8 protein-coding genes are annotated in these 8,153 nt (G+C 72.3%); 4 read left to right on the forward strand and 4 right to left on the reverse strand.

Features of this window, described 5'->3' with window-relative positions; all coding sequences use genetic code 11:
- Nucleotides 1-171: 171 nt before the first annotated feature.
- Nucleotides 172-414, reverse strand: a complete 243-nt coding sequence (locus EAD89_RS04740; RefSeq protein ID WP_121674881.1) for a mycoredoxin — start codon at nt 412-414, stop codon at nt 172-174.
- A gap of 92 nt (nt 415-506) precedes the next feature.
- Here EAD89_RS04740 and EAD89_RS04745 point away from each other — a divergent pair, with 92 nt between their 5' ends.
- The 3 genes from EAD89_RS04745 (at nt 507) to EAD89_RS04755 (ending at nt 3,542) form a co-directional block, all read left to right on the forward strand.
- On the forward strand, nt 507-2,672 hold the full coding sequence (locus EAD89_RS04745) for an ATP-dependent DNA helicase UvrD2 (protein WP_121674876.1): 2,166 nt from the start codon (nt 507-509) through the stop codon (nt 2,670-2,672).
- A 124-nt stretch (nt 2,673-2,796) separates the two neighbouring features.
- Nucleotides 2,797-3,045: a hypothetical protein gene (locus EAD89_RS04750; protein WP_121652695.1), complete on the forward strand. Its 249-nt coding sequence runs from the start codon at nt 2,797-2,799 to the stop codon at nt 3,043-3,045.
- Between the two features lie 131 nt (nt 3,046-3,176).
- On the forward strand, nt 3,177-3,542 hold the full coding sequence (locus tag EAD89_RS04755) for a WhiB family transcriptional regulator (RefSeq protein WP_121674877.1): 366 nt from the start codon (nt 3,177-3,179) through the stop codon (nt 3,540-3,542).
- 337 nt (nt 3,543-3,879) lie between these two features.
- On the opposite strand, the gene EAD89_RS04765 is transcribed toward EAD89_RS04755, so the two are convergent.
- The 3 genes from EAD89_RS04765 to EAD89_RS30220 form a co-directional block, all read right to left on the reverse strand.
- A complete protein-coding gene (locus tag EAD89_RS04765; protein ID WP_121674878.1) occupies nt 3,880-5,226 on the reverse strand; it encodes an AarF/ABC1/UbiB kinase family protein in 1,347 nt (448 codons plus the stop codon).
- Nucleotides 5,223-6,335, reverse strand: a complete 1,113-nt coding sequence (locus EAD89_RS04770; protein WP_121674879.1) for a hypothetical protein — start codon at nt 6,333-6,335, stop codon at nt 5,223-5,225. The genes EAD89_RS04765 and EAD89_RS04770 overlap by 4 nt, the downstream gene beginning before the upstream one ends.
- Nucleotides 6,336-6,532: 197 nt before the next feature.
- Complete coding sequence (locus EAD89_RS30220; RefSeq protein WP_007464795.1) at nt 6,533-6,700, reverse strand: DUF5679 domain-containing protein; 168 nt, start codon at nt 6,698-6,700, stop codon at nt 6,533-6,535.
- 513 nt (nt 6,701-7,213) lie between these two features.
- On the opposite strand from EAD89_RS30220, the gene EAD89_RS04775 reads away from it, so the two are divergent.
- The gene (locus EAD89_RS04775; protein ID WP_121674880.1) at nt 7,214-7,744 is read left to right on the forward strand and encodes a M48 family metallopeptidase; all 531 of its coding nucleotides are present in this window, start codon (nt 7,214-7,216) and stop codon (nt 7,742-7,744) included.
- Nucleotides 7,745-8,153: the final 409 nt, after the last annotated feature.

Genomic DNA, 8,153 nt, shown 5'->3' on the forward strand with positions numbered 1-8,153 from the left:
GCCCACACCACCGCCCGGCCCGACCCTGCCGGCGCCGCGGCGCCCGGCCGACGACGCCGATCAGCAGATGGCGAGCGGGAGCCAGCGCTCACCGCGACGGTGACGGATACCGGACACGACGAGCGGCCGCCCCGGGTGGGGGCGGCCGCTCGTCGAACAGGAACCGGTCGGTCAGGCGGTGAGGGTGTCCAGGTGCTGCTTGACCTGGGTGATCGAGGGATTGGTCAGGGCGCTGCCGTCGGCGAAGCGCAGCGTCGGCACCGTCTGGTTGCCGCCGTTGACGCTCATCACGAACTCAGCGGCCTTCGGGTCCTGCTCGATGTCGACCACCTCGTACCCGATGCCCTCCCGGTCTAGCTGCGACTTCAGCCGGTGGCAGTAGCCGCACCAGGGGGTGGAATACATCGTCAGCATGGTCGGGCCCTCCAACTCATCCGCCGCCGGCTTGCGGATCAAGCCGAGGCTGTTCGCTGCAACGTCCGGGACAACTGAGATGATTCCTGGTTGTGGCGGTTCACTCAGCGTCGGAAAGCGTGCTCGCCGGGCTGGACCCGGAGCAGCGCTCCGCGGTGACCGCACCCGCCGGTCCGGTCTGCATCCTGGCCGGCGCCGGCACCGGCAAGACCCGCGCGATCACCTCCCGCATCGCCCATCGGGCGCTCTCGGGCGAGATCTCCCCACGGCACGTGCTCGCGGTCACCTTCACCGCCCGGGCCGCCGCCGAGATGCGCAGCCGGCTCACCGTCCTCGGGGTGGGCGGCGTGCAGGCGCGGACCTTTCACGCGGCCGCGCTGCGCCAGGTGCGCTACTTCGCGCCCCGGCTGCTGGCCGGCCGGGCCATGCCCGAACTGCTGGACAGCAAGGTGCGGCTGGTCACCCTCGCCGCGGCCCGGGTCGGCCTGCGGACCGACCGGGCCGCCGCGCGGGACCTGGCCGGCGAGATCGAGTGGGCCAAGTCGTCGCTGGTCGAGCCGACGGAGTACGTGGTGTCCGCTGCCCGGGCGCTGCGCGACACCCCGCACGAGCCGGCGAAGGTGGCCGAGGTGTTCACCGCGTACGAGCAGCTCAAGCGCTCGAACGGCGTGATCGACTTCGAGGACATGCTGCGCGCCGCGGTGTGGGGCATCGAGGAGCATCCGGACGTCGGCGAGCAGGTCCGCGGCCAGTACCGGCACTTCGTGGTGGACGAGTACCAGGACGTCAACCCACTCCAGCAGCGGCTGCTGGACGCCTGGCTGGGCGGCCGGAATGACCTGACCGTGGTCGGCGACGCCAGCCAGACGATCTACTCGTTCACCGGGGCGACCTCGGCGTACCTGGTCGACTTTCCGCGCCGGCACCGGGGCGCCACCGTGATCCGGCTGGTTCGTGACTACCGCTCCACCCCTCAGGTGGTCGGGTTGGCCAACGCGGTGATCTCCCAGGCCCGGGGCGCCGAGGCGCGGCTGCGGTTGGAGTTGAGCGGGCAGCGCCCTCCCGGCCCCGAGCCGGACCTGCGTATCTTCACCGACGAGCCGGCCGAGGCGAACGCGGTGGCCGCCCGCTGCCGGTCCCTGATCGACGCGGGCACCCCGGCGAAGGAGATGGCCGTGCTGTTCCGGACCAACGCGCAGTCCGAGGCGTACGAGAAGGCACTCACCGAGGCCGCGGTCCCCTACGTGGTGCAGGGCGCGGAGCGGTTCTTCGAACGGGCCGAGGTGCGCCAGGCGATGATCGCGCTGCGCGCCGCCACCCGGTCGATCCCGGGGGAGACCCCGCTGCCGACCGCCGTCGTCGAGGCGCTCACCGCGGTCGGCTGGGCCCCGGACGCGCCCCCGGCCGGCGGCGCGGCCCGCGAGCGGTGGGAGGCGCTGGCCGCGCTGGTCCAGCTCGCCGAGGAGTACGCGGCCACCCCCGAGGTGGTGCCGATCGGCGAGGCGGCGGCGGTCGAGCGCCCGGTCACCCTGGCCGACTTCACCGAGGAGCTGGCCCGCCGCGCCGCCCAGCAGCACGTGCCGACGGTGGACGGGGTGACCCTCGCGTCGCTGCACTCGGCCAAGGGGCTGGAGTGGGACGCGGTCTTCCTGGTCGGCCTCGCCGAGGGCACCCTGCCCACCACGTACGCGAAGACCGTCGAGCAGGTCGAGGAGGAGCGCCGGCTGCTCTACGTCGGGATCACCCGGGCCCGGCAGTGGCTCTGGCTGTCGTACGCCGCAGCGCGCTCGCCGGGCGGACGGGCCCGGCGCCCGTCGCGGTTCCTGCCCCAACTGGACCGCTCCGGCGGGACCGAGCGGGCCACCGGTGGCGCCGGTCCGGCCCGCCGCCCCGAGCGACGCCGTACCCAGATCGTCTCCTGTCGGATCTGCGGCGCCACCCTGCTCGCCGGCCCGGACCGCAAGCTGGGCCGCTGCCCCACCTGTCCGTCCGACATCGACGATGAGCTGCACGAACGGCTGCGCGAGTGGCGGCAGCGGGTGGCCGGGGCGCAGAAGGTCCCCGCGTACGTGGTCTTCACCGACGCCACGCTGATCGCGCTGGCCGAGCGGCGGCCCGGCCGGCCGGAGGAGTTGATCGCCATCGCCGGCATCGGCCCCCGCAAGCTGGGCCTCTACGGGGACTCGGTGCTGGCGCTGGTGGGTGGCGCGGGGGTGGACGACGTCTGCCCGGAGAAAACTTTCGAAATCTCGTCGTAAATTCGTTTGCCCTCGCCCCGGCGCGAGGAATAGCCTCAGAACACACCACGCGAGCGGCGCCATTCCGGCTGCTCACGGGGGTTGGTCCGGTCGATATATGAGGAACATGAGGGAGGTGGCACCCGTGAAGATCTTCACCTACGAGCGTCTGGCGGCGATGCCAGCTGTCCACGCTCCGCTGTCGGCTGTCCGGGTGGCCCTCGCGGCCGCACGACCGTCGGTTCCGCAGGTGCACCAGGTTCAGGCCGAGCTGAACCTGACTGTCGCACCCATCGGAGTCGAGGGGACCAGTGGCTTCACGGGCATGGGCATTCAGGGCGCCAAGAAGCGCACGGATGTCCGCGGCGTTCCACCTCGAGGTAGACCGGTCTGATTCATCAGACACCGGCTCACCTCGAGGCCGCGGAACCCGCTTACCGGGATCCGCGGCCTCAGTTTTTTGCCCCGCCGAAGTACGTCGGAATGCGATCCACGAGATCGAAGTGAGAGAGAGGTGACCGGGCGATGAGTCTGGCGTTGGCCCCCCTCGACGTGAGCGTCGAGATGGAGGCGAACCTGCCCTGCCGGAAGTTCGACCCCGACCTGTGGTTCTCCGACTCGCCTGCCCAGCTCGAGCTGGCCAAGTCGCTCTGCGGGGACTGCCCGCTGCGCGTCGAGTGCCTGGCCGGAGCGGTGGAGCGAGCGGAGCCGTGGGGCGTCTGGGGCGGCGAGATCTTCGAGCGTGGCGCGGTCGTCCCGCGCAAGCGGCCCCGTGGCCGTCCGCGCAAGGAGGACGTCGCACGTGACGCCGAGCTCCGGGTCGAGGCCGAGGCGCGCCTGGCGGCCAGTGGGCTGTCCGAGGTGCGTGGCGCGGTCCGGCTGGCAGCCTGACATGTTCCCGATCCGTACCAACTACGCCGGTGACCTGCCGGCAGCGAGTGAGAAGACGATGCTGCACGTACCGACTGGAGCCTTCGAGATGCAACTACTCCACGAAGCGTTGTCCCGGGCTCGAATGCGCCGGCCTCAGGCCGGTCGTACCACCACGAGCACTGAGGCAACCCGATCCGCCCGTACCGTCGCCATGACCAGCCGTAACCAGTCGGCACGCGACCTGGGCGTTCTCTAGTACCACCGACACGGAAAGGGGCGGGTGCCGACCGGCACCCGCCCCTTTCGCCGTGCGACGAAGGGTCTATGTCAAGCCGGCGCGGATGGCCGGCGCCGCTCAGGCGACCGGTGCGAAGCCGGGCAGCCAACGCTCCAGGATGCCCCGGTACGGCGCCTTCGCCTCCAACTGGCAGAGCACGCCGATCGACCCGAGCGTCACCCGGTGGATGAGCAGATACGACGGCGGCAGGTTGAGCTGCCGGCTGAGCTGGTAGGTGGGGGAGCGGGGGCTGGCCAGACGGGCCGCTTCGGCGCGCAGCCAGGCCCGGGTGAAGCGGAACTCGTCGGCCGCGATGGGCTCCAGCATCGGACGGAGGAAGTCGAGCACGCCCTCGGCGTCGATCTCCTCGGTGGAGCTGACGAAGCCCTCGGACCGCAGCCCCGCCACCACCCCGTCGGCGTCGTTGCGCAGGGCCAGCCCGGCGATGCGACCGATCGGCTCCGGCGTGCCCTCCGGCATACGGGCCACCGCACCGAAGTCGATCACCCCGAGCCGGCCGTCGGGCAGCATCCGGAAGTTGCCCGGGTGCGGATCGGCGTGCAGCAGCCCGGCCCGCTGCGGCGCGGACAGGTGCAGGGTGGCCATCAGGCGGCCGGCCTCGTCCCGCTGCTCCTCGGTGCCCTCGCGGATGATGTCGGCCAGGGGGGTGCCCGTCACCCACTCGGTGATCAGCACCCGGGGCGACGCGGAGATCACCGCCGGGATGTAGATCTCCGGGTCGTCCGCGTACGCGGCGGCGAAGGTGCGCTGCGACTCGCCCTCCAGCTCGTAGTCCAGCTCCTCGGTGATCCGTTCGCGCAGCTCGACCAGGAGCGGCTTGACGTCCAGGCCGGGCTGGATGGCCCGGAACATCCCGCCCAGGCGGGAGAGCTGCTTGAGGTCGGCGAGCAGCGCGTCGCCGGCGCCCGGATATTGGATCTTGACGGCCACGTCGCGGCTGTTCGGCTCGCCCGACGGGCCGTACCCCGGCTCGCGCCACCGCGCCCGGTGCACCTGGCCGATGCTGGCCGCGGCGGCCGGGGTGTCGTTGAACTCGACGAACCGGTCCCGCCAGTCCGGGCCCAGCTGCTCGGTCAGCACCTTGTGCACGCTGGCGACCGGCAGCGGCGGAGCGGCCTCCTGGAGCTTGGTCAGCGCCTGGCGGTAGGGGGCGGCGATCTCCTCGGGCAGCGCCGCCTCGAAGACCGACAGGGCCTGACCGAACTTCATCGCGCCGCCCTTGAGCTGGCCCAGCACGCTGAAGAGCTGCTCGGCGGTGCGCTGCTGGATCTCCGCGGAGATCACGTCGGAGGCGAGCCCGGTGACGCGCTTACCCATGCCGAGGACGGTCCGCCCGGCGAAGCCGAGCGGCAGAGCGGCGAGTTTGGCGGTCCGGGACACGGCCCGGCGCGGGATGTCGGTCACACGGTCATTGTTACCGACCGAAGGGCCCCGCTGCTGCTCTGCTGCCGGGCTGGTGCCCACACGCGGCTCGGTGAGCACCCGCACGCCGGGTGCGGCGGCCAGCCCCGGCGGCGAAACCGGCCCGCGCCGGTGATCTCCGTGGCACCGCCCAGCGTCTCCGGGGTGCCGCCGTCGAGCTGCGCCAGCGCTTCGGCCAGCGCGTACCCGATGGCTGCGAGCAGTGTGCCGGTCGCGCCGGCGACGGCCGGCTCGGCGGCCGCGAGTTGGGCGGCGAGCCGCGGCCAGTCCGGGTCGCGATCGGCCCGGTGCAGCTCCACGCAGTGCAGACAGGGCCCGGCGGGCGGGCGGACCAGCGGCCCGATCACCGGTACGCCCTCGCGCAGGGTGACCAGCAGGTGCGGCTGGCGGCGTTGGGCGAGACCGGCGGCGAGCAGCGCCGGCGGACGGTCGGTGCCGAGCTGGACCACCAGGTCGATCCGGGCGGTCCGGCCCGGGTGGGTGCCGGTGCCCGGCGCGACGCGGTCGACCGCGGCCCGTACCGCCGGGGCGAGCGGATCGCCCAGCTCGGCGGCCGGGATACCGGTGCCGACCAGGTCGACGGGGCGTACCGGGCCGGTGAGGTGCGGAATCACCTGCCCGACGCCGGACTGGGCCAGTGCGACCGCCAGCGGCGCGCCGAGCGCCCCGGCCCCGGTGAGCAGCACCCGGGCGGCCCGTCGCCGGCGCAGGCACTGGGCGGGAGTGCCGGGCAGCCGGGCCGAGGCCAGGGCCAGCGCGCCGGCCTCCGCGGCGAGCCGGACCCGGACCGGCCCGGTCAGCTCGCGGGGAAGCAGGCTGTGCGCGGGCACCAGCAGGCACGCGGTGCGCAGGGCGTCGAGCAGGTCACGTGCCTCGTCGGCGCTGACCCGGGCGGTGGGCGCGTGGGCCAGCACGGCGCGCTCGCTGCGGGTGCCGTCGAGCAGGTCGAGCAGGTGGGCGGCTCGCGGGTTGGCCAGTTCGAGCAGCACAGCGGGCCCGGGGCCGACGCCGAGCTGGAGGGTGTGCCGGTCCCGCCAGAGCCGGCTGAGGCCGGGCAGGAGGGTCGGGCGCGGCAGTGCGGTACGACTCATGATGACGAATCGTGACCGTTTCCCTGCTCTCGGTCGATCGTTGTCCACAGGTGGTCGGGCCGCTGTCCAGCGCTGTCCACAGGATTCGCCGGGTTATCCACAGCCCGCCGGTAATGGTGTCGGTCAACCGACAGGCCATCGATGGCAACGGGGGCGGGGTGGCCGCCGGCCACCCCGCCCCCGATCACCCGTACGCGTCAGACCTTGGCCTTGCCGAGGATGCGGTTCACTGTTGTTCCGCACACCGGACACTTGCCCTTGGCCATGTTCATTCCGGTCTTCGAGACCTCGACGTGCCCCTCGAAGTCCCGCTTCTCCTTGCACTTCACGCAGTAACCGTTGTAGGTCTGGGCCTGGTCGGCCACGGTGCCCTCCTCGTCTCGTCCGCCGGTCAATGCCGTCCCGGCGGGGTGCCCGGCGGCGGGCCACACGGGGCGCCGGCGCTGGGTCTCACTCCGCGGCCACCCTCGTGACCGCTGGTCCGCGGACCCTACCCAGGTCTGGGCGGTTCCATGTCAGCTGTGCATCGACACTGTGAGCAAGTCGACGTCGAGAGTGTGCATGGCGAATTAGGTCGGATAAGTCAGTTTGGCGGGGACACGCCGACCAAACCCTCTCAGCCACCCGTGCGGGTGCCCCCGCGGAGGCGCCGAGCACGGTGATCACCTACGGTGGAGGTGGACCGGACGGGGCCGCCATCGGGGTTCACCAAGGGTGACGAGATGGCGTAGCGGCGACCCGGCCAAGAAATTTTCGGGACGCCCAGCGACCAATCACCATTTTCTGGGCGCGTGTCGGGTGGTTGACCCTTGCGGACCCCTGGTCAGTACGCATTAGCTTTCCTTCGTGACACGTAGCCGAGGCTGCGCGGGCCAGTGATGGCGGGGACGCGCAAGCCGGTCGTCGAGGTGCGGCGCAGCCAGCGCCGACGACGCACGGTGTCTGCGTACCGTGACGGCGAGCGGGTCGTCGTCCTCATCCCGGACCAGTTCTCCCGGGACGAGGAGAGCGAATGGGTCGACCGGATGCTCGCCCGGCTCGCCGCTCGTGAAGGCCGGCTCGCCCGCTCGGACGACGAGCTGCTGACCCGAGCCACCCGGCTGATCGACCTCTACCTCGCCGGGTACGGCGCCCGGGCGGTGCCCGCCAGCGTCCGATGGGTCACCAACCAGAACGGCCGGTGGGGCTCCTGCACGCCCGCCGACCGCAGCATCCGGATCTCGCACCGCGTGCAGGACATGCCCGAGTGGGTGATCGACTACGTGCTGCTGCACGAGCTGGCTCACCTCATCGTGCCCAGCCACAACGCCCGGTTCTGGGCGCTGGTCGGCCGCTACCCCAAGGCGGAACGAGCCCGCGGCTATCTGGAAGGCGTGGCCGCCGCCTCCTGCGCCCCCCTGCCGTCCTGACCCGGATGCCCTGCCCGTTCCGGCGACCCGCCTGACCCACGGTGCCGCGGTCTACGTACCCGGCCCCGGCGGCGGCCTCGTCCTGCATGGTCCTGGCGTGGCTGCCCTGTGTCGTCCGCGAACTCGTCTGACCTGGAGCGACGCGGCGCCGGCCGCGCTGGCGGTTGGCGGGTTGGCGGGTTGGCCGGTTGGCCGGTTGGTTGGTTGGCGGTTGGCGGTTGGCCCGCTTTGTCGCGCTCCCTGAGACCTTGCTTTGGGGCTGGCCCTAGATCGACTCCGTTTCCCCGATATCGCGCTATCCGCGGGTGGAAGACACCGCGATATCGCCGAAACGGAGTCGATCACGCTGCGCCGGCCGGGCCGGGCCGGGCCGGGCTGAGGCCCGGCCGAGCCGCAGTCGAGGCTGGGT

The sequence above is a fragment of the Micromonospora sp. BL4 genome (assembly GCF_003667505.1).
Classification (GTDB): domain Bacteria; phylum Actinomycetota; class Actinomycetes; order Mycobacteriales; family Micromonosporaceae; genus Micromonospora.